The organism is Sinorhizobium sp. NFACC03, assembly GCF_900103435.1.
Lineage (GTDB): Bacteria > Pseudomonadota > Alphaproteobacteria > Rhizobiales > Rhizobiaceae > Ensifer.
Window position 1 is genome coordinate 52,753 of record NZ_FMXF01000019.1, and the last position, 26,623, is coordinate 79,375.

A 26,623-nucleotide genomic window follows, 5' to 3' on the forward strand; every position below is an offset into this window, starting at 1 on the left:
CGCCTTAGTTCAGCGTGCTTGCGCGGAGAAGCGCGTCCGCTTCGGCGATGCGCTGGCCGTCTTTGTCGAAGACGTGCAGCGCATCGGGTGGCGCAAAAAAATCGACCCTGGATCCGGTCTCGACGCGCGTGAGCGCATTGGTTGTCAGGAACAGCGTGTCGTTGTCGTTCCTGAGTTCAAGGATCCAGCTGCCGCCGGTCGGCAAGACCCCCGTCACCGTCATCTCACCTGTGAAGCTTCCGGCCGGAACATCCCGGCCCTTTGTCGCGTAGCCGATCGCTTCCGGCCGGATGCCGACCGAACCGACGCCGCGCAACGACGGATAGCGCTCACCGAGAAAGGCTGCGACGGCCCGCGACATCGCCGATGCGGACGATCCGAAGGTCAGGATATTGATCGGCGGGCTGCCGACGAATTCTGCAACGAAGCGATTGGCGGGGCGGTCGTAGATATCGTTCGGCGTGCCCATCTGCTGCAACGTGCCTTCGTTCATAACGGCAATCGTCGTCGCCAGCGTCATCGCTTCCCATTGGTCGTGGGTCACGAAGACGATCGTCGTCTTGAATTCCTTGTGGATGCGCTTGAGCTCCGCCCGCATTTCGAGACGCAGCCGCGCATCGAGGTTGGAGAGCGGCTCGTCGAGCAGAAGCACGCCCGGATTGACCGCGAGCATCCGGGCAAGCGCCACACGCTGCTGCTGGCCGCCGGAAAGCTGCGATGGGTAGCGGTCGCGATACTTGGCGATGTCGAGCGCTTGCATGACCTTCTCGACCCGCTGCTCCCGCTCTTCCTTCGGCAGCTTGCGCAGGCGCAGACCGAAGTCGGTATTGCGTTCGATGGTTAGATGCGGCCAGAGCGCATAGCTCTGGAAAACAAGGCCCATCTCGCGCTTTTCCGGCGGTATGAACACACCTGCCCTCACCGAGTCCACCACCCGCTCGCCAATGCGGATTTCTCCATCGGAGAGGTTTTCGAGGCCGGCGATCATACGCAGCGTCGTGGTCTTGCCGCAGCCGGATGGCCCGAGCAGGCACATGAACTCACCGTCGCGGATTTCGAGGTCAAGGTTCGAAACGGCATTGGCGGAATTCACGCCATAGTTCTTCTGAGCACCGCTGAGATTGATGGTGGGCATCAGCTTCCGAGTCCTTCTGCGAGGTTGGTCTTGGTCAGCTTCTGGGCTGCCAGGGTTCCGAGATAGGCGATGGCGGCGATGATCAGCACCACCGCGTTTGCCGCCTGGGTGTAGTGGTAGTCGACGAGCCTGAGCGAGTAGGTCGTCAGCACATCGGTGCTCGGCACGGCGAGGATGACGAAGAGGCTCAGCCCCTTGATGCCGGAGATGAACGGCAGCAGCACACCGGTGACGAGCGACCCCTTCTGGATCGGGATGACGATCGAGATCATCCGTCGGAACCAGCCGGCGCCAGCGATCTGGGCGGCCTCTTCGGGATCTTTGCCGAGTTGGGTCATGGCGGAAATACCGGCGCGCGAGGCATAGGGCATCTGGTCGGCAATCAGCGCCAGGATCAGGATCGTGACCGTACCGTAGAGAGCGGGCATTGGCCCGCGCGGCACGGCGAAGAGCGAGAGGTAGGCGGCGGCGAAGGCGATGCCGGGCACCAGATAGGGCAGGAAGGTCACCTGGCGCAGATAGACCGACAGCGCTTTGACCGGTGTGCGGATGACGACATAGCCGACGAGCAGGCCGAGGATGCCGGAGGTCAGCGAGGCAAGACCGACGATCATGAGCGTGTTCTTGGCGGCAGCCCAGAGGTCCGGGCTCAAGAGTATGCCTGTCTGCAGCGCCACGGTGTTAAGATCACGGCCGATCCAGTAGTCGAGCGTGAAGTTGTCGAGTGTAAACTGCGCCGGCAGCTTCATGATGGTGGACAGGAACAGGGTGAGCAGCGGCAACCCGACGCTCAGCAGGAAGATGAGCGCGGCGAAACCCGTCGCCGGCAGACGATACGTGCCAAGCCGGCTCTGGCGGTTCATCGAGCCCTTCGAGCCGACGGTAACAAACCGTCTGGCTTCGCGGACAAGCCGGGCGTCGATCATCAGGGTAATGATGCCGATCAGCATGATCGAGGCTGCGACGACACCGGCAACGCCCGTCTGACGGGAGGCGATGCTGCGGAAGAGAGACGTCGAGAGCACTTCGAACTTGACCGGCAGGCCGAGGACATAGGGTACGCCGAACTCGCCGAGGCATTTGGCGAAGATCAGCACCATGGAGGACAGCAGCGCCGGGCGCATCAGCGGCAGGATGATCTGGATCGCCACCTGGTAACGCTTGGCTCCCAGGATGCGCGCGGAGTCTTCGAGCTGTGAGTCGAAACGGCGAAGAGCCGAACCAAACAGCAGGATGACGAACGGCGTATAGTGCAGCGCCAGGATAACGATGATCGGGAAGCGACCATAGGCGACCCAATCGGGCGGCGTCAGCCCCATCGCCTCGAACCACCCTGGTTGGCCGCCAACCGTCCTGTTCTTGAAGAGCGTCGTCCAGGCAAGCGCGAAGGTCCAGGCTGGCAGCATGTACGGCACTATGAGCGCGGTCGCGAACCAGCGGCGCCCAAACATATCTGTCCGGCTGATCAACCATGCGAGCACAGTCCCTATCAGCAGCGACAGGCTGATGGCCCCGAGGGCGACCGACAGGGTGTTCAGGAGGGGCCGCCAGAAGAGATCAACCGAAACAGGTGAAAAGAACGCACGATCAAGATAGTAGAGCGTCAGATCACCAAAATCCTTGCCGAGCCGCCGCTCGTGACCGAACTGAACCCGAACTGAATCCAAGACGATCGAAATAATTGGCACGGCGATCAGATAGGTGAACAGAAGAGCAGTCAGGATTCCGATCAATGTGGTCGGCTCCCGGGAAGCGACCTTGGCGCGATAGCGCCAGCGCTGCCATGCCGTCGGCGCGATCGCGCCATCTGGCACTGTCGACGCCTTGGCTGTTTCACTCAATAAGGCCATGCTCTTCCCCTCGGAACTCGACATGCGCAATCTGTCGCGGCGATCGTCGCCGGGCAGCGCTCCAGTAATGTTGATGGGGAAGCAGAGTTCGCGCTTCGCTCTACGCAGCGCGCGCAGCGCCGCACACGGACACAAGATACCGCACCCGCCCGGCTCCAATCCTCCCCACTCGCGGACAGGTACGAACGCCCTGCCAAAACGACAGCTCCAACTCCTCAAAGGCGCCGCCATTGTCGCGAACACAGACGGAACAAATATTCCAAAATCTCTCCGGCTGCGGAATGCATGATCCAACGGCGACTTAATCTTGTCAATAAAAAAATGCACACGTGCGCAATCATTTATCTATTTGTTTTAATTGATATTTTTTCGATCATTTGATATTCGTTTTAGAACACGTGATCAATCGCCTATCGAAGGGTCTTTCCGGGGCTACGATCAATGGCGAGCGCGGAGGTAAAAGTACCGTGGATAGGGGCTGTCGAGCGGGAGCCGTGGACTGTCGGTCCTAAGCGGGTGCTTGCACTTTTTCGTTGGAATGGGGCAGCTTTTATGGCCCTGATGGAAATGTCTGATTCAATGGGGGAAGGCATGGCAAGAGGGTTCGTGACGGCCGAGGAAGTCGCAAAGCGCGCGGGCGTCTCGCGCTCGGCGGTCTCTCGGACCTTTACACCCGGAGCCAGCGTTTCCCAGTCCGTTAGGCGCAAGGTTTTGAAGGCTGCCCGGGAGCTCGGCTACCGTGTCAACCGGCTGGCGCAAGGCTTGAACAACGACCGATCGAACCTGATCGGTGTCGTCGGCGCCAACCTCAGCTCACCCTTCATTTCGAAACAGCTCGATCTGCTGAGCATCGGCCTCTTGCGAAAGGGTTTGCAGTGCCTGCTACTCAATGCCGCGGATGCCCGCAAGGATATCGCGCCGCTGATCGAACTGCTCTTCGAGTTCCGCGCGCAGGCCATCGTGGTTCTTTCCGGAGAGCCGCCGGAATCGATCGTCGACCAGTGCATCGCAAACGGCGTTAGGCTGATCCTCATCAACCAGAAACTCGAACGCACCGATACGAGCATGGTCTTGAGCGACGATTCCCGTGGCGCCGATCTCGCGGCCGTTCGGTTGATTGAGGCGCAGTGCAAGAAGGTCGCGGTTATTTCAAGCGGCAGTCAGACACCGGCGCAGGTTCGTCGGGCAACGGCTTTCAAGCAGAAGATGGCTACGGCAGGCGTTGAAGTCGTTGCCTGGTCGGGCGGCCCGACCAGCTACGAGAGTGGCTATCAGGCCGGTTGTGAGGTGCTGAAAGATGAGGCCATTGACGGTGCATTCTGCGTCACCGATCTGCTCGCCCTCGGCTTTCTAGATGCGGCGCGTACCGAGATGCATCGCCGCATCCCGGCCGACCTTTCCGTCGTTGGCTTCGACGATATTCCGCAGGCGAGCTGGAAGAGCTACGAGCTCACCACCGTTGCGCAATCCTTTACTGCGCTGACCGATCACGTGCTTGCCGCGCTTGATTCCGACGATGCCGAAACCCGTCTCCAGGTCGTGCCCGTCGCGATGGTCGAGCGCAAGACGGCAAGACGCTAAGCCAGTTCCTCAAGAAGCCGCCGGCCTGATGCGGCTGTCGATCAACAGTCCGCTTTGATCCAGGATCGGATGCGCAACCGACGCGATATGCGCATTGATGCGCTTCAAGTCGCGCAACATGTCGAGATGAAGCGAGCTGGTTTCGATGCTTTCGGCGCGTCCGTCACGCAGCCGTTGCAGATGCCGTTCGGCCGATTGCCGCTCCAATCTGCGAACATCTTCTTTCGCTTCGACAAGGCGCCGCGCCATGGCGTTGTCGCGCGTGGCAAATACCGCCTGCGCCATGCGCAGGTTGTCGATCGTGACCGCGAACAGCCTGCGATAGTTCTTCGTGGCCGTCGTGGGAAAAGGTCAGGCCGCAAGTGATCTTCTTCGCGAGTTCGGCCAGCAAACCCTTTTCGATGATGTCGCCGATGTGCTCGAGGTTGATGGCATAGTCGACGATGTCCGTGGCCCGGCGTCGGTGCTGGTCGCCGATTTCGGTCTTGCCCACCCGGGAGACATAAACCTTGATTTCGTGCTGAACGCGATCGACCCGCCCCTCGAGCGCACTGATCGTCGACAGCTTGGAAATGTCCGTCTGCTGTAGCGCGTCGTTTGCCTGCACGAGCATGCGCTCGATCATGTCACCAACGCCGAGGACCTCGCGGCTAGCGCCAGCCAGGGCTGCAACAGGTGTCTGTAGATCGCTCTGTTCTAGAAACGACCGGCCATTCTCGGCTTTAGCCGGGTCCGGCAAAAGCTGCGTGGTCAGGCGAGAAAGCAAGCCAGTAAAAGGAGCAGCCAGGACCGCCAGCGCAAGATTGAAGCCGAGATGCGCGTCGACCGGCAGCTTGTCGTGCGACAGGGGCAACAGTTCGAGCAATTGGGCGGAATAGCCAGCGAGCGGCAGCGCCAGAAAGCAACCGACCGCCCGCACGATCAGGTTACCAACCGCGACGCGCCTGGCGCTCAGCGCTGCATGCAGCGTGGCCAGCACCGGCGGCACGGCCCCTCCGAGATTTGCGCCGAGCACAAGGACGATGAGCAGGCCTGTCGAAAGGTGCCCGGACGCCGCTAGCGAGAGGATCAACACCACGATCGCCAGGCTGGACGAGGCAAGCACGGCGAGGACGGCGGAGATGATGAGGGCGACCGGCCAGGCGTTGTCGAGCAGCGCGAGGAAGGCCGAAAGCGCGGCCGATGTGCGAAGCGGCTCCGTCGCGGCGCCGATCAGATGCAGCGACAGCAACATCAGCGCGATGCCCACAAGGGCAGCACCTGCCCCCTTGCGCGCGTTCGAGCTTCCACGCCCCACGACAACGCCAGAAAGCAACAGAAGCGGCGAAAGCCAACCCACGCCCATTGCGACGATCCAGGCAGTCATTGCCGTTCCGACATTGGCGCCAAGCAACACCACTTGCGCCATGCGGGGCAGGATGAGGTCACGCTCGACGAAGGACGAGACCATGAGGGCGGTGGCGGTCGAACTCTGAAGCGCGACGGTCGCGACCAGGCCGGCAAAGAAGGCGCGAGGACCATCGCGCGTTCCGGTCGCCAGACCCGCCTTCAGGCGAGCACCGAAGGCGCACTGCATGCCGTCACGCACCAGACCGAGACCGAACAGAAGCAGGGCCACGGCGCCGAAGAGATTGATGATGACGATCGCCGAATCCATGGCCTCTCCCCTGAACGCTACTGTCTGCTGCGCATCAACTCGGCCCGGAAGAGCCGCTGAAAGGCCGCGTAGCTTTCGAAGCCAAGATCACTGACCAGGCGCATCACGGTCGTCGTCGAGACACCACTGCATTCGGCCACTTCGCGCGCACTCGCAAAGGCGACATCATAGGGGTGAGCAAGCACGAACTTCGCCACCTCGAGGCGCCCGCCCTTCAATCGCCGAACGCCGAGGCGGCAGGACTCCCGCAGTTCGATGAAGGTCGCAGGCGGGGCGGTGGAGGTCGCGCAGACGGACAACTGATGCGTCATGTTCAGGCCGCCTCCTCTTTCGGGGACGCGTTCTCAATGCGAATGCGAAGACCGCCAGCCTCGGCGCGATCGAGGAAGGCGTCAAAAGCGCCGAAGAAAATCGAAAGGAACCCGTCCGTCGAGCCATCCCAGCCGCTTTCCGGAGGGCGCCCAAACCGTTCAGCGAGTGCGCGATAAAGCCAAAGGCGTGGCGCAGGAATTTTGTCGAGTGCAAGCACCGCGGCCTGCCGCAGGCAATACCAATCGGCGATCAATTCGAGCATATCGAGGCGAGCCAACTGACCGGCATCTTCGAGCGCGCATGCCGCGACCACATCTGCTATCGTGCCGGGACCACCGAGGCGTTCGCAGATACCTTCGACAGTGAGCCCGGAAATTTCGTTGACGACTTCCTTAGGCCATTCCTTCGCGAAATAGCGGTGCTGGACCAGAGCACGCTTGTGCGCCTTCAGGAGCGCTCCGTAGTCAGACGGATCAAAGGCGGGATCAAGGTTTTCTTCCAGTTGCGCCATTTCGCGGCGATAACCATGCAGGATGCGCGGATCGACGGCAGTGGAATAAAGTTCAATAGTTTCAACCAAGAAATCCGATGCGGATGGCTCGACGACCTTGAAGGCTGGTGGAAAGGCCACCAGCGACGGGACGGCAATATTGGTGAGCTGCCGACCGCCCCGTTCTCGGCGTGTGACGCCCTCGACATGCAGATGTCCGCTGAAATGCACCGTCATCCCGCCGTCGATGAGCACTTCCGCGACGGCCTCGCGTGGCGTCCTGCGGGCAATGTTGGTCTCGCCGAAGAGCACGCCTTCGGCTCCCGTTGCGCCGTCGAAGGGGTCGAGCACCGGGTAATGCGAGAAGGCAAGAAGCGTTTTGCCGAGCCTCCTGGCCCGCGCCGATACGTCGGCGATCCACTCGATGATGAACGCCTTCAGCCTCAACAGTGCGTTCCAGCCGGCGCCGGTACTGTCGACGAAGGCGGCCTCGCCGCCCTCCTCGAACGTTCCGTCGCGCGGCTCGAACACGTTGGCATCGATCATCATCAGCCAGAGGCCGGGCGCCGGCTCGACCAGATAGGAAGCGTCCATCAGCGTGTAGCTGTTTCGGCCATCGGGGGATGAAACCTGATATAGCCGGTCCTCGGCCTTGTCCGAGGTGCCGAACGGCGTCTCCCAATGGATGTCGCCGGGCCTCCGGAAGTATCCGAACGCGGCCATGGGGGCGAGACCCTTCGGATATCCCTCGCAGTACATCAGCGGCGTTGCGTACGTACCAGGGCCAGCCTTCTCGCCGTCGCTCGTGACAATGACCCTCGCGGCGTTCGCACCAAGGAACTGCTTCGTGTGATGGCGCCCCTTCGGGCCGAAGATGTCGTGGTTGCCGGGAAGCGCATAGAAGCGCGTATCGTGCTCGCGTTCGTGTCGCTCCAGGATGGCGCGCAGCCGTTCGGTGGTTTGCCTTTGGCCGTCATCCGTGTAGTCGCCGAGAAGGACGACATGCCTGATGTCGCGCCGAAGCACCTCCGCAAGCGCCTCGTCCAATGCCTTCGCACTCTCGTTGAAAACGCGGGTGGACTCGCGGGTATCGGCCCAGCTTCTGATGGCAATCCTCTCGCCATCGACCTCGATGGCGGGAAATTCGAAGTTACCCTCAAGATCATGAAAGTGAGCATCGGCAATGACGGCGATCCGCGGCAAATCAGCCATTGGAATTGACCTGCGCACGCGATGTTTCGACGAGATCGATCCAGGCGGAGGCACGCCTTGCCGCTTCGTACAGCATGGGCTTCGGCGTCTCGAACCATTCGTCCGGCCTCAGTTCGCGGTGCTCCCGGATGTGGGCGACTGCGGCGTCCAGCGTTGGAAACAGATGCGGCTGTTGCTTGTGCAGAAAAAGCGCCACCAACGATACGGAGCGACTACGCCCGCCGCGGCAATTGACCAGAATGTTGCCGCCGTCGACGAAGGGGTAGGTTGAGCGTTTCGGCATCGTCTGGCGCAAAGCGCCATCGAGAATGTAGTAAGCGCCGAGCATCATCGTGTCCGGGCTGCCGTCGCCGTCAATCATGCCGAGCTTGTAGTAGCGTATGTCGGCGTAACCACTCGCACAGAGGTCATCGTTGACTGCAATTCCCTCTTCGCGCACGAGATTGATATCGAGGTTGACCGCACAGTTGACGACGATGGTGATCCCGTGGCGCTTGAGCAGATCCATGTCGCGCGCGCCGTCGCTACCGCCGATATAGAGATCGGCGCTGTGCGGTCCGAGCCCCTTTGCGATCAGACTGATTGCGGGGCGCGCGTATACCGGTGCATTCATTGGTGTTTCCTTCTAGGGCGGCGAACGCTTCGTTCGGCCGGTGATCCCGCCATTCGTTGGCTCAGGCCGATTGAAGCGCAGCCGTCATTTCGCGGGCGCTGACCGGAATGCCCGAAGCCTCGCTCACACCAGCAGCGATGGCCGGTGTCGACGCAAGCACCGGCCCTCCCTCCTGAAGGCTGCCGATCTCCATGAAGGGGCACACGACGCCGCCCGCTTCGGCAACGAGCAGGAGCCCGGCGAGACAATCCCATGAGTTCATATGCAATTCCACATAGGCGTCCGAGCGCCCGTCGGCAACATAGGCAAGCGCAAGTGCGCCCGACGCGCCGCGTCGGACATTGGCTCCTTTCGCGAGCATCCGCCGCATGGTTTCGAGGTAGGTCTCGTCCGGCACGCGGCGTGACCATCCCATTTCGATGGAGGCCGCATCGAATGCGACCGTCGACGAGATGCCGATGGGTTTTTCGTTCAATGTCGCTCCAGCCCCCCTTCGACAAAAATAGAGTTCGTCCTGAGCGGGATTATAGATGGCGCCGATCTCTGCGCTGCCCCGCTCCACATAGGTGATCGAGATGCAGAAATGCGGTATCCCGCGCGCAAAATTCGCAGTGCCATCCACCGGGTCGACGACCCACATGCGCTCGGCGATCAAGCCGCCGCCTTCCTCTCCCAGAAATGCATCGCCCGGGAAGTGTGTCGCAATCGCCTGACGGATGTGAGCCTCGGACGCAGCATCGGTCTCGGTCAGAAAGTCCTGAGGACCCTTCAACGAGAAGCCGCGCCTGAAACTCTCCTTGAAACCGGCGAGCACCAGCTCGCCAGCGGAGCGAATGACGTCCCGACATAACGACGCTCGCCCAGCGAGATCATTCGAATAGCGCGGATTTTGATCGTTCATCAGTGGGACTCCATTGCACACGCGTGCATATTTGCACGCGTGTGCACGGCACGCAAGCAGAATCTGCGCCGCCGCCTCGTCGTCTCTACGGCCGCATGGGGCGCTTAGTATTGGTTCGCGTCGCGAGCACGTTACGGATCGCAAAACTCGAATGTATTCGCGAAACACCTGGAAGAGCTGAAAGGATTTCCTTGTGAATACGTTCGAACTCGCCGGCATTGGCGACTTCGACGCGCAATAGATAATCCGATCCGCCGGTCATCAGGAAACACTCCTTTATTTCGGGGTGCCTGCGTATCGCGGCCTCGAAGCGGTCGAGGTAATCCTCCGTCTGACGATCGAGCGTGATGTTGATGATCACGGCGATCGTGGCTTCGACATTAGATGTGTCTACCAGCGCGGTGTAGCCACGGATAACGCCGGCCTGCTCCATCAGTTTTATGCGCCTGAGGCAGGCCGATGGCGAAAGGCCGACTTCGGCGGCAAGGCGCGCATTGCTGCGTCGGGCATCGAGACGAAGCAGGCGAAGAATGTTGCGGTCTATCGCATCAAGTGCGGCCATTGCAGATTATTCCAATTCATCATCGTTTCTTTCAATGAACATGATTTCACGCAACGATCAATCATTCTTTCCTTGGCAATTTCACGATCGTTTCACTAATCTCCCGCCAACACGGGGGAAGCTGAAATGGACGGGGCAATACAGGCAAGAAGGCAAGGTACGGCGACCGCCACGAGCGGCGCATCGGGCTACCTGGCCATCGATCTAGGGGCCATTGCTCGCAACTATGAAAAGCTGGCGGCTGAGGTAGCGCCTGCGCGCGCAGCCGCGGTCGTCAAGGCGGATGCCTATGGGCTCGGCGCCAACCGGGTCGCCGCAAGGCTCTACCAGCAAGGCTGCCGTCACTTCTTCGTCGCCCAATTCGTTGAAGCCCTGCGCCTGCAGACAAGTCTCGCAGCCGATGCCACCGTCTATGTGTTGAATGGCCTCCAGCCCGGCAATGAAACTGCCTGCGCCGAGCATGGCATCGTGCCGGTCATCAATTCGCTGGAGCAGTTGCAGCGCTGGAACGAGACTGCAAAGGCGCTCGGCCACAAGCCGCCGGCGGCTCTGCAATTCGATACCGGCATGTCGCGCCTCGGCGTTCCACCGGCAGAACGCGCCGCCGTTGCCAGCCTGCTGACAGCAAGCGGTAGCATTGATGTCCAGTTCATCATGAGCCACCTCGCTTCGGCCGACGAGGCCGAGAGCGAGCAGAACGGAAGTCAGCTCGCCGAGATGAACCGCATCACGGCTGAATTCCCCGAGTTCGACCTGTGCTTCGCAAATTCGGGAGGCATCTTCCTCGGCAGGCCCTATCACGGCGTACTTGCCCGTCCCGGCATCGCTCTCTACGGCGGCGCGCCGACCGCCAACCAGCCCAATCCGATGGAGCCCGTCCTGCGCCTTGATGTGGCTGTCGTGCAGACCCGCACCGTGCCTGCCGGGGCGCGCGTCGGCTACAGCGGCACCCATATTGCCGCGGGAGAAACACGCCTTGCCACCATTGCCGCCGGTTACGCCGATGGCCTGCCACGCGGCCTGAGCGGCCGGGGCGCGGTCTATTGCGACGGCATTCGCCTGCCGATCGTCGGCCGGGTCTCGATGGACAGCATCACCATCGACATCTCCGCTTTGCCGGAAGGTCGCCTGCACCTCGGCAGCCTCGTGGAAGTGCTCGGACCCAATCAAACGCTTGAAGACCTTGCGCGCGACGCCGGCACCATCTCCTACGAAATCCTGACCGGCCTCGGCCAGCGCTACGAGCGGCAATACCGCTGACCCCTTCTCTTCTCCCGTGAGGACATCATGAAAGTTATCGTTCTCGGCGCCGGTATCATCGGCGTGACGTCCGCCTACCAGCTTGCCAAGGCAGGACATGAGGTGATGGTCATCGACCGTCAGCCCGGTCCCGCCCTGGAGACGAGCTTCGCCAATGCCGGCGAAGTCTCTTTCGGCTACTGCTCGCCCTGGGCCGCGCCCGGCATTCCGATGAAGGCGATGAAGTGGCTGTTCATGGAGCATGCACCTCTGATCCTTCGCCCGAAGGTCGACACCGCCATGCTGTCGTGGATGATGAGGATGCTCTCCAATTGCACGTCCAAGCGCTACGCCATCAACAAGAGCCGCATGTTGCGCCTTGCCGACTACAGCCGCATCTCGCTCGCCACACTGCGCACAGAGACCGGCATCGCCTATGACGAGCGGATGCAGGGCACGCTGCAATTGTTCCGCACACAACAGCAGCTCGATGCCTCCGGAAAAGACGTCAAGGCACTCGCCGCCGACGGCATCCCCTACGAGGTACTGGACCGCGACGGCTGCATCCGCGTGGAGCCTGCGCTGAAGCACGTTCGCGAAAAAATCGTCGGCGGCCTCCTGACGCCGAAGGACGAGACCGGCGACTGCTTCAAGTTCACCAATGCTCTCGCGAAGAGGGCTGACGAACTCGGCGTGCGCTTCAATTATGGCAGCATCATCCGTGGCCTCGACGTCGAGGGTGGCCGCATACGTGGTGTCGTCACCGCGCACGGAACGCTGCAAGCCGACGCCGTTGTCGTGGCGCTCGGCAGCTTCTCGCCCCTGCTGGTAAGGCCGCACGGCATCCGTCTGCCGGTCTATCCGGTCAAGGGCTATTCGCTGACGATCCCGATCACCGACGCCTCGCGTGCGCCGGAATCGACTGTGATGGACGAGACCTTCAAGATCGCCATCACAAGGCTCGGCGATCGCATCCGCGTCGGCGGCATGGCGGAAATCTCCGGCTATACCAACGATCTTGGAGAGCCCCGCCGCCTCACACTGCAGCATTCCGTCACCGACCTCTTCCCTGGCGGCGACGTGTCGAAGGCCAGCTTCTGGTCGGGCCTTCGCCCGATGACGCCGGATGGCACGCCGGTCATCGGTGCGACGAAGGTCGCGGGCCTCTATCTCAACACCGGTCACGGTACGCTCGGCTGGACGATGAGCTCCGGTTCGGCTCGGGTGATCGCCGATCTCGTCAGCGGCCGCAAACCTGAGATCGACGCAACCGATCTCGCAATTGCTCGCTACGCGTAAGCGGCTCTGTTCAATCCCTTTCGAGGAAACAAATCATGATCCAGGAAATCCACACGAACGACGCGCCGGGCGCCGTCGGCCCTTTCTCCCAGGCGATCAAGGTCGGCAATCTGCTGTTCGTCTCCGGCCAGTTGCCGCTCGATCCAGCGACCGGCGAATTCAACTCGGATGACGCGATCGCGCAGGCCGATCAGTGCCTCAAGAACCTTGCCGCGATCGCCGCCGCCGCCGGCACGAGCCTCGCCAACACGGTCAAGACGACGGTCCTTTTGACCGACCTCGGCAACTTCGCCGAAATCAACAAGGTCTATGCCGGCTTCTTCTCCAAGCCTTTCCCAGCACGCGCCTGCTACGAAGTCAGCGCGCTTCCAAAGGGTGCAAAGGTCGAGATCGAGGCGGTCATCGCGCTCTAAGCGTCGGAGCTTCGTCAAGCGGGCGGCCAACGCCGCCCATCCTCCGTAGCTTGATATCGCACCGGCAGCGTTCATCAGCTTCCGCCGCGTTGTCGTTCAAGCCATTCCGCGATGACCTTGGCGAGGCGCTGCGGCGCCTCCATAGGAACCATGTGTCCGGTGTGTTCGATAATTTCGAAGTCTGAGCCGGCGATACCGTGACGCAGCTCAAGCGCTTCGGTTCGGGACCTCAATCGGTCCTGTTCTCCCGCGATGACGAGGGTTGGACAGCTGATCGTTTTCAGATCATTCCGTTCGTCTCGCCGGTCGATCAGCGACTGCCGGCGAAACACTTCACCTCCCAACCGCTGCCCTGCCGCCTGAATGCGTTCGACGATGTCTGCCCGCTCGACATTGAAAGGATGCAGCGACGAGACCACAGCCGTCCGGCTCAGCCCCTTGAAAAGGGCACTGCCTGTCTGCACGGCGATCGCTGCCTTTCGCTGAAGCTCGACATCGCTGTCACCACGTGCGGACGTTGCGATGAGGACTAGGGCGGTTACCCGGTCGGCAGCCTGCCGGACGATATCCCGAGCGACGTAGCCGCCCATAGAGAAGCCGACGAGCACGAACTTGGACGGCGCTTCCCCGAGGGCGCGGCGGGCCATAGCCGGTATGGAACTGTCCTGCGCGAGATCAGCGTATGTGGCGGGGCCAAATTCGCTCAGCGGGGGAACCACGTCACGCCAAAGATCAGCGTCGAGCATAAAACCCGGAACCAGGAGCATTGCCATATTTCGCCACCTCGCCGTGCACGTCGGGTGACGGTATTGGACGAAAGGGGTGCGTCGTCAAGGAAGGACCTCGCTTCGAGCCAAAGCCGAGATGAGGAAATTCAGTTCTGGCTCCATCACGGTCGGCTGTTTCGGCGACCTGACCTGGCGCAGTTCCGGGCTGAAAGCCCGACATGCTGGCGCGAACTCTGCAGGTGAGCCTGGCTTCTAAATGGGCAAGGCAGAGGTCCTGCGGAGGCGCGATAAAGCTCAACGGGCAAACCGTGGGAACGTCTTCGGTCCGGACGCCCCCAACGCGAACCGAGATAGACGGGAAACGGGCGGGCTGCATTCGCAGCCGACCGTCGTCTCGCCAAGCTCAGTCGCGTCCGGCAGCCGACTGATCCATCCGCATCTGGCGCAGCATGTTCCGCCCGGCGATGAGCATCTCAAACAGGAACGCCACGAGCGAGACGATGAGCGAGACGATCGCACCGCCGAAGAACCAGAAAAGGTTCTCCTCACGGAAGCCGAACGCGAGCGCGCCGGCAAGCAGGTTAAGGATCGCGCAGCCGGTACAGATCGCAGCCAAGGTTCCCAAGGCGACCGCTATCTCCAGGGCAAACGTCCGCCGGCGCAGATAGTCCAGTTGTATGCGACGCGCCTCATCGTCCCCATCCTTTTCCCCCACCTCGTTAACCCGATCCGAGACCCTGCCGAGACGTGTCGTATAGACATTGACAAAACCGGCTGTACCGGCGAGCAGGAAGACAGGCGCCAGGGACGTCTGGACGATCGAGGCCAAGTCGTTGACGATTGATGGTGGCTCCATGAGTGCTCTTAATAATTTCGCCTTGATGTGAGTAGCGTCCGATCAACCTACAGCCGCAAAAATAGACAATTTTCCGGCGGCAGCTCGGACGACTTTCCGCAACTCCTTACCGAGAGCCGTCCGCTTGATCGCATAGCATCAGATCAATGCGTGAAGCGAGATCCTCGATCCCGTATATGAAGTTCGTGAACTCTCGTTAAATAGACATCCTCGGCAGGCTCGTTACTTCATTGGGTGCAATGACGAGCGGAACGGACGCTCTTGATGATCGCCGCATGAGCGCTAACGCAGGCCAAGAGGATCAGAACGAACAAGGCTAACGCCGCAGACGAGCCGTCGACGAGTGACCAGCCAACTGGCGGAAGTTGCGAAAACGAAACACTGGCGAGCCCGACGCTGTTTTGCGATATCTGGAGCACAGCGAGCCCGGAGGCGATGAGCGCCGCGTGCGCATGAATGAAGCGAAGCTGCAGATATCGCTCCGGCCGAACCGCGAGATAGCCGCCAACGGCGGCGGCGACAAGAAGCGTAAAGGTCACGCCCCAAAAGACCATATTGGAAGCGGTCACGAGCGTCAGTATAAGCGTGCGCGTCGTCGGCAACATGGTCGTGTACAAGGCCCAGGCGAACGGGCTGGACGGAGTGTTGCCAAGCAGCGCGACACTCAGAAGCGAGATGGTTGCGAGCAAGTAGGCTCCGCAGGGCCCAAGTCGAATGATTGTCAGCGCTAACGCTCGCATGGCTCTATCCCTTCACGCCCGCCCACCCGATGTGGATGTGTCGAACAGAAAATATAAGATGATGCTTAATTGAGGCTTACGAGATTGCCGCCTGGATTCGGAATATCTCGCGGTTTAACGGGGCCGCCCTCATCGAAGTCTGCCGGCTCCAACCCTTTGATTTGCAGGACTGAAAGGCGGAATTACGGAGTCAGATGCGGCCGGACCGGCCGGCATGTGTCTCTTTATTGCGACTCCCAGTTTCAATTCTATCTTTATTAGTTATTTTTCTGGAAGATTTTCGGTGAGCTCATTTCTAGGCGAGGCTAGGATGCCCGCAATCGGGGGAATGTAATGGAAATGTCTCGGAGCAAAATAGGCCGCGTTATGCTGCTCGCGGGGGTGCTGTTGCTGGGCGGCTGCCAATCGGATGCACTCGACGATGTCGCCGCCTTCGGCGATAGCGCGAAAACGCTCAACGATGATTCGGCGGTCGCCTTCTACAAGGACGATGAGCTGGTGACCACGGGCAAGCTCCAGTTCCAGGAGAAGAACTACGGAAAGTCCTACGCGATCTACAAGCGGGCGGTTGAGGTCTTTCCGCGAGATCCTGCAGCATGGCTGGGCTTTGCGGCCTCGTCCGACATGATCGGTCGCTTTGACACTTCGGATCGTGCCTATGCGCAGCTTTCCAAGATGATCGGCGGTACAGCCGTCTACTACAACAACGTCGGCTATTCCCACCTGCTGCGCGGTGATCTGCCCGGAGCCCGCACCTACTTCCTGAAAGCATATGAGATCGATCCCTCGAACGAGACCACGGCGAGGAACCTCGAGTTGATGAAGAACAGCGTCAAATACGCGCAGCGGTAGCTGGCTGTCACCGCTCGCGCACTTCCGTCGGCGTCAAGCTTGCCTCTACATTTCTACTGAGGACGAACGCGCCGGCAATACTTCCGCGAGTGAGAAATGCTGGGCTTGAGACAAATATTGCTTCTCCGACGGCTCGAAGGAGTTACAGGTGAGAACCCGCATCAAGGGGGTTCAATCTAGCGCACCTTTCTTAGAACGAGCTTGCCGTCCGCCGAGACAGTGCGCTCATAGCGCGGCAGGTTGGCGATGGAACCGCCCTGAGGATCAGCTGCGGCGAGGACATCGTCAACAGCGGATTCAGGAGCGGACACCGAATAGGATGATGGCGCCAGGCGCTGGGTCACTTCTTTCCCCGGCGCGCTGATGATCATGCTGCCACTGGATGCGAACATGCTCGTACCCATGCGGCCATCGAGGTCAGCGACATCCTTCTGCAACTCTTCAACGGATTTACGAACAGCCGCCATATCATCGGCCTTGGCCCCGCTGGCGATGTTCACGGCCTGTTTGCTGATCTGCTGCTTCAAGCCGTCGATCGAGCGTTTGAGTGCAGAAAGGGTTTCGCGGCTTTCGCGCACGTCTGCGGCATTCTTTGCCGTGTAAAGCAGGATGCCGGCGTTGAGCGGCAGCAGCATGAGTCCCAGTGCAATGATCGGCATGCTTCTCGAACGGCTTGGCTCCTTCGCGCCGTGCTCTCTGCGCCGCAATTCGACGTCGGGCTCGATTTCGACATCGACATTCGAAATATGTGTCATCGAATTCCTCCGTCACCAAACTGGGCCGTGGCCCTGACTTTACCTATCCCCGAAACGTCATTCCGCTCGACCGCGCCGATGGCCAGCCTGCGCAAGCGTTTCAGACATACCTTAACAAGACTGCGACGCCCAGGCCGAGACCGGCTCAGCTTTCCGCCTCAATCCAACGTAAACACCCCTCCCCAAGCCCGATCCAGCATCTCCAGCGACGCGACCTTCGGCAGGTCGTTGAATTCGCAATAGGAGGAGATGAAATCCAGGAGGTATTTGGGATGGTAACAGGACGCCAGTGTATCTCTCTTGTATTTTCGATCGTAGAACAGGCGCAAATCATCGCTCAACAAGTTTATCGCGACATCGCGCGCGTAGGACTCGAAGATGCGGATATATTCATCTCGCGAGGGGTTATTCACAAATATCTTATATTTGAGGCGCCGCAGGCCGGCTTCATCGGAGAGTTCACGCGGCGCAATGTTGGTCGAAAAGACGACGAGCTCATCGAAGGGCACCTTGAACTTCTTGCCGGTATGCAATGTCAGGAAATCATAGCCACGCTCGAGCGGCACGATCCAGCGGTTGATCAGCGCCTGCGGCCGGTCCTGCTGGCGGCCGAAATCATCGATGATGAAGACGCCACCCGATGCCTTCAGATGCACTGGCGCTTCGTAGACATTGGATCCCGGGTTGTAGGTCAGGTCGAGCAGATCCAGGGTGAGTTCGCCACCGGTCTTGATGACCGGCCGCCGGCATTCCACCCATCGCTGGTCCGCCTTCGGATGCGACCTAACCGCCGGCTCGCGCACAGGCTGGTGCGTCGCCTCGTCATAGAAACTGATGACATAGCCGCCGACTTCGATAGCGTAGGGCACCCAGATCGTCTGGAGGAAGAGCTCCGAGGTTCGCTCGGCGATGCTCGTCTTGCCATTGCCCGGGGGGCCATAGAGCAGGATGGAACGACCCGAATTGACGGCAGGCCCAAGTTTCTCGACCAGCGCCGGCGACAGCACCAGCCCTTCGAGACTCCGGATCAGCCGCTCGGAGGTGACGCGTTCGTGGTGAATCGACTGCAAGCCGATCTGGCGGCAGAAGGCATCGAGAGGCACGGGAGCCGGGCCGACATATTCCGACTGCCGCGCCGCCGTCTGAGCGTAGTCCAGGCCCTTCATCGAGAGCGCGTAGCGGATGTCGGACTTGACGTCCTCTCCCGCAAGCCCTCTCGCTTCGAGATAGGACAGCTTCACCAGTTCCTTGATGAGCAGATTGGTCAGCACTTTCGACAGCTTCATCCGGTCGGCAAGATGCGAAGTCGTAACCGTGTCCTGCTCGGTCGCGCACTTGGCCGCCAGACGCAGCAGGAACGACAATTCCAGTCCGGTTTCTTCAAGACTCAGCGGTACCACCGGCATGCGCGGGTCAAATGCGGGAGCAAGGCCTGCATGATCCTGACTGGGCGAACATTGCATGTGGACCTCACTCTTGCCTATCCGCCGGGCTTCAAACCGATGAGAATGCCGACGACACGAAGGATGATTGGGACGAGCACGATGATGAGGCTCACGGGAAACAGGAAGGCGCCGAGCGGCAACAGCATCTTGATCGGCAAAGCATTCGCCTTCTCCTCCGCCCGCACGACCCTGAGATCGCGCATCTCCTTGCTGTAGACGCGCAGCGTTTGGGTGACACTCGTTCCTAGCTCCTCGGACTGGCGGAAGAGCACCGCAAGAGCACGCGCTTCGTCGATCCTCAGCCTCGTGGCAAGATTGGACAGAGCGTCGCGCAAGCGGCGACCGCCACGCACCTCTAGCATCATAATCGATAGATGCAGGCCAAAGTCCTGCTTCTTCTGGACGAACTCGCGCGCGACGCGATTTGCCGCCGCCTCGATGCTCATGCCCGCGTCAAGGCAAACGATCAGCATATCCATGAAATCGGGGAAGAGCCGCCGGTATTCCCGTTCCTTGGCTTCGCCCCGACGATCGATGTAGATATTGATGAGCACGAACGCGATACCGGTCACGATCATCGCGACGAGAAGGACCGCAAGCTGGGACATCTCGGGGACGAAGCGGTTTAGGGCCCAGGCAGCCCCCACCATGACCACACCGCAAAGCAGTGCACGCACCACTTGGAACACGGTAACCGCTCTTGCTCCGAAATATCCCGCCCGGATCAGTCGGTTCTGTGTGGAATTAGCATTTTGGTCGCGTCGAGTGATTTCGAAATAGCGGCGGATCAGGCGGTTCTCCGCATCACCCAGATCGACAAGGGTGCTGTCGCCAAGTTGGAGATCGTCACCACTTGCCTTTGCGGCCGTCTCCGACAATCGAACGCCGACCTCGCGTCGGCGAAACACCAGCTCCGAGATAACGCCGGAGAATATCATAACCGCGAAGAAGACGACGATGTAGATTCCGTACTCGCCCATAGCGGCCTCAGTATTCGAAGTTGACCATCTTGTAGAGAATGACGTTACCGACTGCCATGATGGCAACGAGCGCGGCGACGATGGTCGTGCCGTAACCACTTGCCCAGACAGGATCGAAGTAAGTCGGCGATAGCACCTTGATCATCGCGTAGAGAAGGAACGGATAGACCGACATGAAGATCGCAGTGATCCGCCCTTCCGATGAAATGGCCTTGACCTTAGCCTTCAGCATCGCGCGATCACGCAGGGTCTTCGAGAGATTTTGAAGGATTTCGACCAGATTCCCGCCGGTTCCCGCCTGGACGCTCAAGGCGATCGCCAGGAGGCTCAGGTCTTCCGCGCCGACGCGGCGGCTGAGGTTGACGAGGGCGTCATCCAAGGTGGTGCCATAGGTCAACTCATCTGAGAGCAGGCCAAACTCCGTGCCTACCGGATCGGGCATTTCGCGCGCCACGAGGGAAATCGCCGCCGGCAGCGGATGACCTGCCGCCAGGCTGCGATTGGCGACGTCGAGCGCCTCGGGAAGCTTCAGGGTAAATGTGCGGATCCGGCTGGTTCGTGTGCGCCAGACGAAGACGATGGGGATCAGAAGGCAGTTCGCCACGAAGACGGGAACCCGCACAAGATTGCTCGGGATCAGGAACTGGACGGCCAACCAGACCAGCACCGCACCGAGGATGCCGTAGAGCGCAAACCGCCGTGGGTCGAACTTGACGCCAGACTGTGTATACCATTGCCGAATGAGCTGTGTCGACGGCAGCGATCGCCAAATTCCGTCGGCGCCGCGCTCTTTCACCATTTCGCGGTAGGTCTTGAGGTGATCTTCGCTCGCGTCAAGCAGACTTAGGCGATGATTGACCGCGCGCCGGCGTTCTGACTTTCTAAAGAAGCTGCGCAAAAGGGTGTCGACGGCGATGAGAGACGCGATGAAGACGGCAGCGTAGAGCAGTAGCAAAGTCATGGTTCAACAGCTCCCGTTTGCAGCGGCTTTCCGGGATCAAAGATCGCCGCGGGAATAGCGATCCCTAGTTGCGCAAACTCCTCGACGAAGCGAGGACGCAAGCCGGTCGCCCGGAATTCGCCGTGGATGCGGCCGTTCTCGTCAGTAGCGGTTCGCCTGAACCGCATGATCTCCTGCATCTGCACGACCTCGCCCTCCATGCCGGTGATCTCGGAGATTGAAACCACTTTGCGGCTGCCGTCACTCAGGCGCTGGACCTGAACGATGATGGTGATCGCCGAGGCGATCTGCGAGCGGATGCTGAGCTGCGACATGGGCATGCCCGCCATGCCGACCATCTGCTCGAGCCGGCCGACCGCATCGCGCGGCGTGTTGGCGTGAATGGTCGTCATTGAGCCTTCGTGGCCGGTGTTCATCGCCTGCAGCATGTCGAAGGCCTCTTCGCCGCGCACCTCGCCGACGATGATGCGATCGGGTCGCATGCGCAGCGCATTCTTCAAAAGCTCACGCTGGCGCACTTCATTGCGGCCGTCGAGGGTTGGCGGCCTTGTTTCCAGCCGTCCGACATGCGGTTGCTGCAGCTGCAATTCGGCCGCGTCTTCGATGGTGATCAGGCGCTCCTTAACCGAGATCTGCGATGACAGGGCGTTGAGCAGGGTCGTCTTGCCCGAGCCGGTGCCGCCGGAGACGACCATCGACACCCTGCCCTTGACGGCGGCGCTCAAGAGGATCCGCATCGCGTTCGCCATGGCGCCATTCTCGACCAGACGCTCCAGCGTCAGTGGCTTGCGGGTGAACTTGCGGATCGAGACGAGCGGTCCGTCGACCGAGATCGGCCTAATGGCGACGTTGACACGTGATCCATCCTTCAAGCGCGCATCGACCAGCGGCGTCGATTCGTCCACTCGGCGGCCAACAGCCGAGACGATCTTGTTGATCACCCGCAGCAGGTGATCTTCGTCCTTGAAACGCACCGTCGTGCTTTCGAGCTTGCCACGCCGTTCGACGTAGACGCTGTTGTAACCGTTGATCAGGATATCGGCGATCGAGTCATCGGCAAGCAGCGGTTCGATCGGCCCCAGCCCGAGCATCTCATCGGTGATGTCGCGGATCAGATCGTTGATTTCCTTGCCATTGAGCGGGAAATTGCCGCGGCGGATATAGTCCTTGACCAGAGGCCTGATCTCGGTGGCGATTTCCCCGTCGTCCATCGTGTCGAGAATACCGAGGTTGATGCGATCGAGCAGGTAGCGGTGCAGATTGACCCGCTCCGCAACCATGTCGAGCCCGAGCGTCTCCTCCAACCTGGCGCTTGCTGCGGCGCCGGCAGCCTCCGGATCGGACATGACGGCAGCTTCGCCCGCTGATGGAGAGGGTTCGACGGCTTCTCTAAGATCCCCGCCATCCGGCTGCCGTTGCTTGTAGAAACGTCCAATGAACCCGGTTGCCATTGCTTCCTACCCTGTTCGATTATTTGACGATCACCGTTGCTCCGACCTTCACCCGCCCGTAGAGATCGATGATGTCGGCATTGCTCATGCGGAAACAGCCCGAGGACGCGAACTGCCCGACCGTGGACTGCTCGTTCGTTCCGTGAATGCGATAAAGCGTGTCGGCGCTCCCCCGGTAGAGATAGATGCCGCGGGCGCCGAGCGGGTTGAACGGACCAGGAGGCACCAGCTCCGGCAGTTCCGGTGCGCGCGCCTTCATCTCGGCCGGCGGCCGCCAATCAGGCCATTCGGTTTTTCGCCCCACCTTCACCACGCCGCTCCAACGGAAACCGTCGCGGCCGACGCCGATCCGATAGCGGATCGCACGGTTGCCGGAAAGAACGAGATCGAGCGTCCGCTCCTGACTGGCGACGACGATCGTGCCGGCAGGGTACTTTTTCTCGATCGCTACGACCGTGCTCGTTTTCGGCCCGAGACTGCGCGGCACCGTCCCGCCCGCCAATGCTCCAGTCGCAGCCGGCGTGAGCGCCAGCGCACCCAAGAGCAGCACGGCGCGCATCCACCGGCAACGCCCGAAGCCAGCGCCGCTTCGGCCCATCGATCCACTGCTGCCGTGGTGAAGTGCCCTCATCTGACGAGCGCTCCGAGCTTGCCGACGGCACCGCAGAAGGGCGAGCGCGAATTGACCTCGTCGGGCAGGACACCGCGGTTCACCGCCTCGCTCAGCGTGTCCCAGTCGTAGGGGATGATGTGCGCATGCGTATCCTTGAACACCTTGTCCACCTGCTCGCGGCGCACCCCAAGGCTGAAGAGCTTGGTATGATACTTGTTGATGACGATCTGGATCGAATCCGCGCTGCCCCGCAACCGCACGAGATCGACGTAGAGGTCTTTGGCTTGATGGAGCGCCGGAATCGTCATCTCCGTGACGATGGAAACGCTGTTGACCGACCCCAGCACATCGCTCTTCCAGGGCGTTTCGTAATAGGGCGTGTCGATCACCAGGTGATCGCTCTCGAAGGCGGCGACATCCAGCATGCGCAACACCAGTTCGGCACCTTTGGGTTCGAGCAACACGGACGGCTGCTTGAACGATAACAGCGTGAACCCACCCGGGTGACGCTTGCGCACCAGATCGATGAATTCGAGATCGACACGCGCCGGATTGGCGATGACGGTCTTCAGATCGTAGTCGTTGAGAAGGTTGAGGTAGTAGCCGAGCGATCCGGACGAGAAATCCAGATCGAACAGACCAACACGCGGCGTGACGCCTTTTGTCGGCTGCGCCAATAGATGGGCAAGCGACGAAGAAATGACGCTCGCCCCGGCACCGCCTACGGCAGCAACGATGGCATGAACCCGGCACTCGTTGCCGCCGACGCCTGGCGCATGGGTCGAGATCATCTCGATCAGTGCGCGGCGCTCGAGCGGCTTCTTCAACCAGTCGTCACCGTTCAGCCGAAAGAGCGGCCGCATCAGTTCATCGGACAGAACCTCGGAAACGATCACCATCGGAATATTGCGATGGCTGGCACGAAAGGCAAAAATCTCCGGACGGCAGAGCATGTCGCCGCAGTCGACGTCGAGCACGATCAGATTGAACTGTGTCGGGTCGAGCTTTCCCGCCTCACCAAGTGCGCTTAGAGCTATGTGGCACACCTCGTAGCGCGACAGGGAACCAAAGGTGTCGAGCATAAGGCTTGCCGCCGCCGCGTCGTCGGAGAGAACGAGGATTTTGGTGCTTGTTGCGAAGTTCATGTGCACAGTCATCTCGCTCCCCCACGCAATATTGAAGCGCTCAGCAGGTTGAACATGTCTTGAGGTCTTCCGTCGTAAGCGTTACCGGATGGGCGGGAATTTCGATCCGATCCAATCCAAGCAAGCCGCCAAGAAGCGGCAGGTCGAAGGTGACGTGCCGCACCTCTAGACGCATCGTGAGAACGGGTCCGTTCGGCCGTCCCCAATAGCCGAGACCTGAGCGCTGGTAGGTCACCACCACGTTCGCCGGTTGGATGCGCCAATTAAGATCACAGATTCCCGGGTTCGGATCACTCGTCACGCCGCATTGACCATCGCTTCCCAAAACGACCCGACTCAACTCGTCGCTGCAATTGACGAGATCGGGCCCGCAAGTGGACGAAATGGTCGCGTCGTTCGGTGCAAGGTCGCCATTGTTCAGCGGATTTTCGGCTTCAATCGGAAAGACGTCGTCGAAGTCGCTCGTCAGAGGATCGGACACAGCCGCAAGTCGGGCGCCAAATTGCAGGGCCTTAACCGTCTGGTTCCATTGCGACATGGCGTAGCCGAACTCGACAAAGGCCGCGAACACCAAAAGGACGAGCGGCAGCGTTATCAAACCTTCGGCGAACGTGACCCCGCGCTGGTCCTGCCAGAAGGAGACGGGCGATCGACGGTTTACCATCCGATATACCTCTCTTCGTGAAAGGACGTGATGGTGATCTCATCGATGCCTAGCCAGGCAAAGACGGGCGAACTCTGGTAGACATGCACCGTCTGCACCCTGATCGTGCCATCGGTATTGAGGGGAATGATAGTGATATCATCGAGGTCGTCGCCCCAGCCGGGAACACGCAGGACGGTGCCCGAAGCCTGCGTTCCGTAAAACGCGATCTTCCTGGCCATCTCCTCGCATGTCGGCTCCGGATCCGGCCTTGGCCGGCAGCGCGACATATACCGTCCGGCGTCGCGCAAGCCCGCATCGATCTGCATCCGCTGCCAGAAAATGTTACCGAACTCGAGGATGCCGGCGGCAAACAGGGTAACGAATGGCACTGCGACCAAGGCTTCGGTCAGCACCGCTCCGTCTTCCCTCGATCGGAAGGGATGGAACAGACCGCAGACGAAATTTCGCAGCGCGATGATCATCTGACCAGTTCCGCTTCCTCGCGGAGGAACTCGTCCAACGTACCGCGCCCTCCTCTACCGGTGATGTCGATCAACTCGAGGGAAAGATAACGCTCGCTGCCAGCCTTGATCGCCGGCTTCGTCAGGAACATGCGCGCAAAGGCCACCGCCTGTGTTGCCTTATGGCCGTTTAGATGTCCGACCGAGGCTTCGTAGCCGCAATTGACGATAGCGGAAAAGATCTCGCGGCGGTCGCCCTCCTCGTCTTCGGGGTATGTGCCGGCGTAGCATCCTTTGCCCGTCGTAGGCGCACCCGTGTCGCCGTTGGCCGAGGCGTCACTGATCCGCAACGGGTTGTTAAGCTCATAGCGATAGACATCATAGGCGGAAGGTTGGCCCGGTGCCGAAGCGTCGCTTCCCGGATAGCTCGAGGGAACGTCCGTGACAGACGGCCTGCTTATTCCGGCGTGTGCGACGTTCCAGTAGCTTACATAATTCCAATCGTTACTGTCACTGATCTTACCGCCGCCCATCGCTCTCATGTCCGCGCCATAACCCAGTGGAACCGCCTTGGCGGGGTCCCCCACCTGGGTTCCGTCGCTACTCATGACAGGGGTATAACCACTACAACTCTTACTGGCATCGCCATTGCCATTGCCTTTGCCAGAAATCTCTTGCGCAGCACGAACATTCGTAGCGGGCCGGTAACTCGGATCGGTGGTGCTCCCTATCGACCCGTAAAAGCCAAACCGTGTATTGACACCGTCTTCGATCGGCCCCGCCTTTGCGCCTGTTTCGGTGTCAAGGTTGTCCTGGGTATAGCAAGTGCCCGGGTTGCCCGTAGCAAGCGCCTCCGCCAGCACGTTTGCACCATTGCCCAAGGGCGTCCGGAGAAAGCCGAAATTGCCCGGCCCCGGATTGGACGAAGACGTGCTGTGGAGCTCGATCTGCACGCCATAGAGATCACCGGCCGCAAACCTGTCGTGCAGTTCTTCCGCCTTCTCTTCGCTCACTGTTGCACTGGTGTTTCCAGCAGGCTCGTAAGGATTACAGACGAAGATCGGCGTGACATCGCAGGCGCTGACCCGGTAGGCTGCAACCGCATCGGCGGAGACAATGATCGTATTGCGATTGAGGCCCACAGGCAGCGGGAAAATCGTCTGCATAGCCTGATCCTTAGCCGTGACCCAGGCATAACCAGCCTCGTTCGAATCCGTCGTCACCATTGCCTCGGTGATCGGGTCGTCGTCGTCCCCCTCGAACGTTCCGTCGCCGGGGATACCCTTCAGGAAACGGACCGTCACGGTGCTCAAGTCGTCATCCGCAGCATTGTAAGATACGGCAATATATGACCCGAGCGACATTCCCTCCCCACCGTCGCCAAAGGCCGCGGTGTTGGCGAGCTTCTCGATTGCATCCCGAGCCCGCTCGATCGCGTTATCACGACCGTCGAGTTCGCGCGCTCCCGCCAGCGCCATAGCATCGACCGCGTTCTGAAGATCGGTGTGGAGATTGGCACTTCGGCCGATGTCGATGACGATGAGGGAGAATCCGAGCAACAGCGGCATCGCAATGAGCGTCAACGCGATGACGTAACCTCGACGATCGTCCCAGAACCGTTTGATTGCCCTGTTCAACATTGGCATGCCTCTCCGATCGCGGCGGCTTACTGTCGTGTCGCGTTGTTTTTATTGCATTCCTTTCCGGCACTGCTGCCGCATCAAAT

At 60.5% G+C, this 26,623-nt stretch carries 25 protein-coding genes and 1 pseudogene; 5 read left to right on the forward strand and 21 right to left on the reverse strand.

The window, feature by feature from the left end; all coding sequences use genetic code 11:
• Window positions 1–4 precede the first annotated feature (4 nt).
• The gene (locus BLU35_RS22135; protein WP_093234496.1) at window positions 5–1,135 is read right to left on the reverse strand and encodes an ABC transporter ATP-binding protein; all 1,131 of its coding nucleotides are present in this window, start codon (window positions 1,133–1,135) and stop codon (window positions 5–7) included.
• Window positions 1,135–2,985, reverse strand: a complete 1,851-nt coding sequence (locus tag BLU35_RS22140; protein WP_093234497.1) for an ABC transporter permease — start codon at window positions 2,983–2,985, stop codon at window positions 1,135–1,137. The genes BLU35_RS22135 and BLU35_RS22140 overlap by 1 nt, the downstream gene beginning before the upstream one ends.
• A 591-nt stretch (window positions 2,986–3,576) precedes the next feature.
• On the opposite strand from BLU35_RS22140, the gene BLU35_RS22145 reads away from it, so the two are divergent.
• Window positions 3,577–4,566: a LacI family DNA-binding transcriptional regulator gene (locus BLU35_RS22145; RefSeq protein ID WP_058327540.1), complete on the forward strand. Its 990-nt coding sequence runs from the start codon at window positions 3,577–3,579 to the stop codon at window positions 4,564–4,566.
• A 9-nt stretch (window positions 4,567–4,575) separates the two neighbouring features.
• Here the strand turns inward: BLU35_RS22145 and BLU35_RS22150 are convergent.
• The 6 genes and pseudogenes from BLU35_RS22150 to BLU35_RS22175 all read right to left on the reverse strand — a co-directional run bounded on the left by BLU35_RS22150 (window position 4,576) and on the right by BLU35_RS22175 (window position 10,313).
• Window positions 4,576–6,223 (reverse strand): annotated as a pseudogene (locus tag BLU35_RS22150) (Na/Pi cotransporter family protein).
• A 17-nt stretch (window positions 6,224–6,240) separates the two neighbouring features.
• A complete protein-coding gene (locus tag BLU35_RS22155) occupies window positions 6,241–6,534 on the reverse strand; it encodes a MurR/RpiR family transcriptional regulator (RefSeq protein WP_093234498.1) in 294 nt (97 codons plus the stop codon).
• 2 nt (window positions 6,535–6,536) lie between these two features.
• The gene (locus tag BLU35_RS22160) at window positions 6,537–8,237 is read right to left on the reverse strand and encodes a metallophosphoesterase family protein (RefSeq protein ID WP_093234499.1); all 1,701 of its coding nucleotides are present in this window, start codon (window positions 8,235–8,237) and stop codon (window positions 6,537–6,539) included.
• On the reverse strand, window positions 8,230–8,850 hold the full coding sequence (locus BLU35_RS22165) for a dual specificity protein phosphatase family protein (RefSeq protein ID WP_093234500.1): 621 nt from the start codon (window positions 8,848–8,850) through the stop codon (window positions 8,230–8,232). Before BLU35_RS22165 ends, BLU35_RS22160 begins: the two co-directional genes overlap by 8 nt.
• Window positions 8,851–8,911: 61 nt before the next feature.
• The gene (locus BLU35_RS22170; RefSeq protein WP_093234501.1) at window positions 8,912–9,751 is read right to left on the reverse strand and encodes an inositol monophosphatase family protein; all 840 of its coding nucleotides are present in this window, start codon (window positions 9,749–9,751) and stop codon (window positions 8,912–8,914) included.
• 85 nt (window positions 9,752–9,836) lie between these two features.
• Window positions 9,837–10,313, reverse strand: a complete 477-nt coding sequence (locus BLU35_RS22175; RefSeq protein ID WP_093234502.1) for an Lrp/AsnC family transcriptional regulator — start codon at window positions 10,311–10,313, stop codon at window positions 9,837–9,839.
• A 126-nt stretch (window positions 10,314–10,439) separates the two neighbouring features.
• On the opposite strand from BLU35_RS22175, the gene alr reads away from it, so the two are divergent.
• The 3 genes from alr to BLU35_RS22190 are packed head-to-tail and all read left to right on the forward strand — an operon-like array spanning window position 10,440 to window position 13,264.
• A complete protein-coding gene (alr, locus tag BLU35_RS22180) occupies window positions 10,440–11,573 on the forward strand; it encodes an alanine racemase (RefSeq protein ID WP_093234503.1) in 1,134 nt (377 codons plus the stop codon).
• Window positions 11,574–11,600: 27 nt separating this feature from the next.
• Window positions 11,601–12,851: a D-amino acid dehydrogenase gene (locus tag BLU35_RS22185; RefSeq protein ID WP_093234504.1), complete on the forward strand. Its 1,251-nt coding sequence runs from the start codon at window positions 11,601–11,603 to the stop codon at window positions 12,849–12,851.
• A 35-nt stretch (window positions 12,852–12,886) separates the two neighbouring features.
• On the forward strand, window positions 12,887–13,264 hold the full coding sequence (locus BLU35_RS22190; protein ID WP_093234505.1) for a RidA family protein: 378 nt from the start codon (window positions 12,887–12,889) through the stop codon (window positions 13,262–13,264).
• A gap of 74 nt (window positions 13,265–13,338) precedes the next feature.
• On the opposite strand, the gene BLU35_RS22195 is transcribed toward BLU35_RS22190, so the two are convergent.
• From BLU35_RS22195 to BLU35_RS22205, 3 genes are all read right to left on the reverse strand, one after another.
• Window positions 13,339–14,037: an alpha/beta fold hydrolase gene (locus tag BLU35_RS22195; RefSeq protein WP_093234506.1), complete on the reverse strand. Its 699-nt coding sequence runs from the start codon at window positions 14,035–14,037 to the stop codon at window positions 13,339–13,341.
• Between the two features lie 358 nt (window positions 14,038–14,395).
• Complete coding sequence (locus tag BLU35_RS22200) at window positions 14,396–14,848, reverse strand: DUF2721 domain-containing protein (protein WP_093234507.1); 453 nt, start codon at window positions 14,846–14,848, stop codon at window positions 14,396–14,398.
• A 227-nt stretch (window positions 14,849–15,075) separates the two neighbouring features.
• Window positions 15,076–15,537 carry a hypothetical protein gene (locus tag BLU35_RS22205; RefSeq protein WP_093234508.1) on the reverse strand — a complete coding sequence of 154 codons (462 nt, stop codon included), beginning with the start codon at window positions 15,535–15,537 and terminating at the stop codon, window positions 15,076–15,078.
• Between the two features lie 390 nt (window positions 15,538–15,927).
• Between BLU35_RS22205 and BLU35_RS22210 the strand changes: the two genes are divergently transcribed.
• Window positions 15,928–16,440 carry a tetratricopeptide repeat protein gene (locus tag BLU35_RS22210; RefSeq protein WP_286161584.1) on the forward strand — a complete coding sequence of 171 codons (513 nt, stop codon included), beginning with the start codon at window positions 15,928–15,930 and terminating at the stop codon, window positions 16,438–16,440.
• A gap of 176 nt (window positions 16,441–16,616) precedes the next feature.
• On the opposite strand, the gene BLU35_RS22215 is transcribed toward BLU35_RS22210, so the two are convergent.
• From BLU35_RS22215 to BLU35_RS22260, 10 genes are all read right to left on the reverse strand, one after another.
• Window positions 16,617–17,195 (reverse strand): hypothetical protein, encoded by a 579-nt coding sequence (locus BLU35_RS22215; protein ID WP_093234510.1) that lies wholly within the window; start codon window positions 17,193–17,195, stop codon window positions 16,617–16,619.
• A gap of 158 nt (window positions 17,196–17,353) precedes the next feature.
• Window positions 17,354–18,658: a DUF8689 domain-containing protein gene (locus BLU35_RS22220; protein WP_093234511.1), complete on the reverse strand. Its 1,305-nt coding sequence runs from the start codon at window positions 18,656–18,658 to the stop codon at window positions 17,354–17,356.
• 17 nt (window positions 18,659–18,675) lie between these two features.
• On the reverse strand, window positions 18,676–19,620 hold the full coding sequence (locus BLU35_RS22225) for a type II secretion system F family protein (protein WP_093234512.1): 945 nt from the start codon (window positions 19,618–19,620) through the stop codon (window positions 18,676–18,678).
• Window positions 19,621–19,627: 7 nt separating this feature from the next.
• Window positions 19,628–20,581: a type II secretion system F family protein gene (locus tag BLU35_RS22230; RefSeq protein WP_093234513.1), complete on the reverse strand. Its 954-nt coding sequence runs from the start codon at window positions 20,579–20,581 to the stop codon at window positions 19,628–19,630.
• Entirely contained in the window at window positions 20,578–22,032 is a 1,455-nt protein-coding gene (locus tag BLU35_RS22235; protein WP_093234514.1) for a TadA family conjugal transfer-associated ATPase, read from the reverse strand. Before BLU35_RS22235 ends, BLU35_RS22230 begins: the two co-directional genes overlap by 4 nt.
• A gap of 19 nt (window positions 22,033–22,051) precedes the next feature.
• A complete protein-coding gene (locus BLU35_RS22240) occupies window positions 22,052–22,591 on the reverse strand; it encodes a L,D-transpeptidase (protein WP_176907372.1) in 540 nt (179 codons plus the stop codon).
• Between the two features lie 68 nt (window positions 22,592–22,659).
• On the reverse strand, window positions 22,660–23,802 hold the full coding sequence (locus BLU35_RS22245; RefSeq protein WP_093234516.1) for a MinD/ParA family protein: 1,143 nt from the start codon (window positions 23,800–23,802) through the stop codon (window positions 22,660–22,662).
• 28 nt (window positions 23,803–23,830) lie between these two features.
• Complete coding sequence (locus BLU35_RS22250; protein ID WP_093234517.1) at window positions 23,831–24,454, reverse strand: TadE/TadG family type IV pilus assembly protein; 624 nt, start codon at window positions 24,452–24,454, stop codon at window positions 23,831–23,833.
• A complete protein-coding gene (locus BLU35_RS22255; RefSeq protein WP_176907374.1) occupies window positions 24,448–24,915 on the reverse strand; it encodes a TadE/TadG family type IV pilus assembly protein in 468 nt (155 codons plus the stop codon). Before BLU35_RS22255 ends, BLU35_RS22250 begins: the two co-directional genes overlap by 7 nt.
• Complete coding sequence (locus tag BLU35_RS22260; protein ID WP_093234519.1) at window positions 24,915–26,537, reverse strand: TadE/TadG family type IV pilus assembly protein; 1,623 nt, start codon at window positions 26,535–26,537, stop codon at window positions 24,915–24,917. The genes BLU35_RS22255 and BLU35_RS22260 overlap by 1 nt, the downstream gene beginning before the upstream one ends.
• Window positions 26,538–26,623: the final 86 nt, after the last annotated feature.

What these genes read in the sequence shown, in the direction of transcription:
- BLU35_RS22135 (WP_093234496.1), bottom strand. Translation starts at nt 1,135, where the DNA reads ATGCCCACCATCAATCTCAGCGGTGCTCAGAAGAACTATGGCGTGAAT.
- BLU35_RS22140 (WP_093234497.1), bottom strand. Translation starts at nt 2,985, where the DNA reads ATGGCCTTATTGAGTGAAACAGCCAAGGCGTCGACAGTGCCAGATGGC.
- BLU35_RS22145 (WP_058327540.1), top strand. Translation starts at nt 3,577, where the DNA reads ATGGCAAGAGGGTTCGTGACGGCCGAGGAAGTCGCAAAGCGCGCGGGC.
- BLU35_RS22155 (WP_093234498.1), bottom strand. Translation starts at nt 6,534, where the DNA reads ATGACGCATCAGTTGTCCGTCTGCGCGACCTCCACCGCCCCGCCTGCG.
- BLU35_RS22160 (WP_093234499.1), bottom strand. Translation starts at nt 8,237, where the DNA reads ATGGCTGATTTGCCGCGGATCGCCGTCATTGCCGATGCTCACTTTCAT.
- BLU35_RS22165 (WP_093234500.1), bottom strand. Translation starts at nt 8,850, where the DNA reads ATGAATGCACCGGTATACGCGCGCCCCGCAATCAGTCTGATCGCAAAG.
- BLU35_RS22170 (WP_093234501.1), bottom strand. Translation starts at nt 9,751, where the DNA reads ATGAACGATCAAAATCCGCGCTATTCGAATGATCTCGCTGGGCGAGCG.
- BLU35_RS22175 (WP_093234502.1), bottom strand. Translation starts at nt 10,313, where the DNA reads ATGGCCGCACTTGATGCGATAGACCGCAACATTCTTCGCCTGCTTCGT.
- alr (WP_093234503.1), top strand. Translation starts at nt 10,440, where the DNA reads ATGGACGGGGCAATACAGGCAAGAAGGCAAGGTACGGCGACCGCCACG.
- BLU35_RS22185 (WP_093234504.1), top strand. Translation starts at nt 11,601, where the DNA reads ATGAAAGTTATCGTTCTCGGCGCCGGTATCATCGGCGTGACGTCCGCC.
- BLU35_RS22190 (WP_093234505.1), top strand. Translation starts at nt 12,887, where the DNA reads ATGATCCAGGAAATCCACACGAACGACGCGCCGGGCGCCGTCGGCCCT.
- BLU35_RS22195 (WP_093234506.1), bottom strand. Translation starts at nt 14,037, where the DNA reads ATGGCAATGCTCCTGGTTCCGGGTTTTATGCTCGACGCTGATCTTTGG.
- BLU35_RS22200 (WP_093234507.1), bottom strand. Translation starts at nt 14,848, where the DNA reads ATGGAGCCACCATCAATCGTCAACGACTTGGCCTCGATCGTCCAGACG.
- BLU35_RS22210 (WP_286161584.1), top strand. Translation starts at nt 15,928, where the DNA reads ATGTCTCGGAGCAAAATAGGCCGCGTTATGCTGCTCGCGGGGGTGCTG.
- BLU35_RS22215 (WP_093234510.1), bottom strand. Translation starts at nt 17,195, where the DNA reads ATGACACATATTTCGAATGTCGATGTCGAAATCGAGCCCGACGTCGAA.
- BLU35_RS22220 (WP_093234511.1), bottom strand. Translation starts at nt 18,658, where the DNA reads ATGCAATGTTCGCCCAGTCAGGATCATGCAGGCCTTGCTCCCGCATTT.
- BLU35_RS22225 (WP_093234512.1), bottom strand. Translation starts at nt 19,620, where the DNA reads ATGGGCGAGTACGGAATCTACATCGTCGTCTTCTTCGCGGTTATGATA.
- BLU35_RS22230 (WP_093234513.1), bottom strand. Translation starts at nt 20,581, where the DNA reads ATGACTTTGCTACTGCTCTACGCTGCCGTCTTCATCGCGTCTCTCATC.
- BLU35_RS22235 (WP_093234514.1), bottom strand. Translation starts at nt 22,032, where the DNA reads ATGGCAACCGGGTTCATTGGACGTTTCTACAAGCAACGGCAGCCGGAT.
- BLU35_RS22240 (WP_176907372.1), bottom strand. Translation starts at nt 22,591, where the DNA reads ATGCGCGCCGTGCTGCTCTTGGGTGCGCTGGCGCTCACGCCGGCTGCG.
- BLU35_RS22245 (WP_093234516.1), bottom strand. Translation starts at nt 23,802, where the DNA reads ATGACTGTGCACATGAACTTCGCAACAAGCACCAAAATCCTCGTTCTC.
- BLU35_RS22250 (WP_093234517.1), bottom strand. Translation starts at nt 24,454, where the DNA reads ATGGTAAACCGTCGATCGCCCGTCTCCTTCTGGCAGGACCAGCGCGGG.
- BLU35_RS22260 (WP_093234519.1), bottom strand. Translation starts at nt 26,537, where the DNA reads ATGTTGAACAGGGCAATCAAACGGTTCTGGGACGATCGTCGAGGTTAC.